Annotated in this window: 3 protein-coding genes; all 3 read left to right on the plus strand. The window is 61.9% G+C overall.

Translation table 11 applies throughout. The features are described from left to right. Positions 1–402: phage major tail tube protein (locus AC1DWM_RS30005; RefSeq protein ID WP_477796871.1), on the plus strand; the 402-nt coding region annotated here is incomplete at its 5' end. An 11-nt stretch (positions 403–413) separates the two neighbouring features. Continuing rightward, positions 414–722, plus strand: a complete 309-nt coding sequence (locus tag AC1DWM_RS30010; protein ID WP_477796872.1) for a phage tail assembly protein — start codon at positions 414–416, stop codon at positions 720–722. Between the two features lie 141 nt (positions 723–863). Then, positions 864–2,594 (plus strand): phage tail tape measure protein (locus AC1DWM_RS30015; RefSeq protein WP_477796873.1); only part of this gene is annotated, 1,731 nt, incomplete at its 3' end.

Raw genomic sequence — 2,594 nt, forward strand, 5'->3', positions numbered from 1 at the left:
GACGAGTACCGCGCGGGCGGCATGGACGCGGCGGTGGAACTCGACATGGGGATGGAAAAGCTGGAAGCCAGCTTTCTCACCAACGGCGTGCGTCGCGAGGTGCTGAAGTTCTTCGGCCAGTCCGATCTGACCGGGTTCAACGCCTCGTTCCGCGGTGCCTTTAAGGGCCAGAAAGGTGTGGTCAAGTCGGTGGTCGCCACCCTGCGTGGCAGCCTCAAGGAAGTCGATCCGGGAGACTGGAAGCCGGGCGAAAAAGGCGAGTTCAAGTACGCCGTCGCGGTGACCTATTACAAGCTGGAAATCGACGGCAGCGTGATGTTTGAAATCGATCCCCTCAACTCGATCCGTGTCATCGACGGCGTCGACCAACTGGCCGCCGTGCGCTCGGCGCTGGGCATGTAAGGAGCCACACCATGAGCAACGCAAGAGACAACGTCCTGCCCAAGTGGCTGCAACTGGGTGATGGCATTGCCACCGTCATGTTATCCAAAGCGAGCGAGGCCAACGGCATCAAGGTGGACCAGCTGACCCTGCGTGAGCCGACGGTGCGCGAGATGCGCGCCGCCACTTTGCAGGGCGGGAGCAACGAAGAAGAGCAGGAGATGGTCTTGTTCTGCAGCCTGGCAAGCATCGGCCGTGGCGATCTGGAGGGGCTGCTGATGCGGGATTACCGTCGTCTGCAGACCGCCTATTTTCGTCTGGGAGCAGACGACGGGGTTTAACCCCAGGCTGCAAAAGGCCCTGGCCAAACGCTTGGCCGTCGAGCTGAACTTTTCGGCGGCCGAGATTCAGGGACTGTCGTTTTCCGAGATGGTCTGGTGGCTCACGGACTGAGCCCATCCCGTCGCACGTAGGTGATAACCATGTCGAACAAACTCTCGCTCGGGTTGGTGATTGGCGGCGCCGTCGATTCCTCTCTGGGCGCCGCCTTCAAGAACGTCAGCGGCGAAATGAAAAAGCTCGAGGCGCAAACCACYCGCGCCAAGGGCTTGCAGAAAGTCATCGGCGAGACCATGCGTCTGCGCGAKGAATGGAAAAAAGCCCACGACAGTGGMGCGGCCAAYGCYGACGCCTTRCTKMGMAARCTGGARACCAACACCAGCAGCCTRCGCAAGCAGGGTGTYGAAGTYGGGCGCCTGCGTCAGGAGTACCTGGCGCTGGGCAAGGTGGTGCGCAGTGCCGAGTTCAAGGCCAAAGGCATGGGCCAAGTGCAGGAMGGGCAGGAAAGCYTGCGCAGTGGATTCGGCACCGCGGTGGCCGGTACCACGCTGGCCGCCGTGCCAACCAAAATTAGTGCTGACTTCCAGGCGATCATTCGCGACATCGCGATCAAGTCCGGCACCGCCAACACTCAACAGGAAGTGAACACCGCCCGCGACATCGTCCAGACCTCAAAGGACACCGGCATGGCCAACACTCAAGTGGCCGAGCTGGTAAACCAACTGGTCGGTGGCGGCATGGACCTGACCGAAGCGCTGACATATGCACCGGTGGCCGCCAAGTTTGCGGTCGGGCAGGGGGCTTCGGGCGCGGATACCGCGAAGATGATTCTGGCGATGCAGAACAACGCCAAGATCACCGACCCCAAGAAAATGGAACAGGCCTTGGCGTCGGTGGCGCTGCTGGGCCAGCAAGGCAGCTTCGAGGCGGCCGACATGGCCAAGTGGTTTCCGGAGCTGTTGGCGCAGATGGCCAGCACTGGCATCACCGGGCAGGAGGCGGTCACGCAACTGGGGGCGATGCTGCAGGTGCAGATCAAGAGCGCCGGCAGTGCGGATGAGGCGGCGAACAATCTGAAAAACTGGGTCGCGAAAATCGGCTCGGAGGAAACGGTTAAAGGGTATGCCGACGCCGGGATTGACTATCAGGGCTCGATGAATGCCGCCATTGGCAAGGGCATGTCGACCTTCGAGGCCAGCTTCGAACTGGCACGCCGGTATGTGGAAAAGACCGATCCAAAAAAGGCCAAGCAGCTGGATCAGGGACTGACCCAGATCAGCCAGGAGACGGACCCGGCCAAGGCGCAAGCGATGGCCGATGCCTTGGCCGCCACGTTGCGGACCGGCGATCTGTTTGCCGACATGCAGGTCAAGACGGCCCTGATGGCGTACACCCAGAACAAAAAATTCTACGCGGAGCTGAAAAAAGGCGCCTCGGACCCCAGCGGCCCGCGCAAGGACATTCTCGACAAAAATCTGAATGAACGTCGCGAGAGCTCGTCGCAACGTTGGGCCGAAACCGGTCAAGCGTTCAACGATTCGCTGCGGGCCATTGGTGATGCCCTGCGCCCGGCGACGGATGCGCTGGCCACCGGTATCGGCGGCGCGGCGCGTGGTTTGACCGCCTTGTCCGAGGAAACGCCCAAGGTGGTGCTGGGCCTGGCGGCACTCACTGCTGGAGCATTGGTGCTGGGTAAGGCCTGGGCCGCGCTGAAGATCGGCCGGGGGTTGGTGAACATCGCGCGCGGTTCAGCCGGCGACCGATCCAACATCGTGCAGCGGGTGTTCGTGACCAACGCGAATGACGGCGATGACGACGGGCTGGATCACGGCAAAGAAGGGAAGGGCGGAAAGGGCAAAGGCCCTGCAAGTCGG

The organism is Pseudomonas sp. P4_C8, from assembly GCF_056401975.1.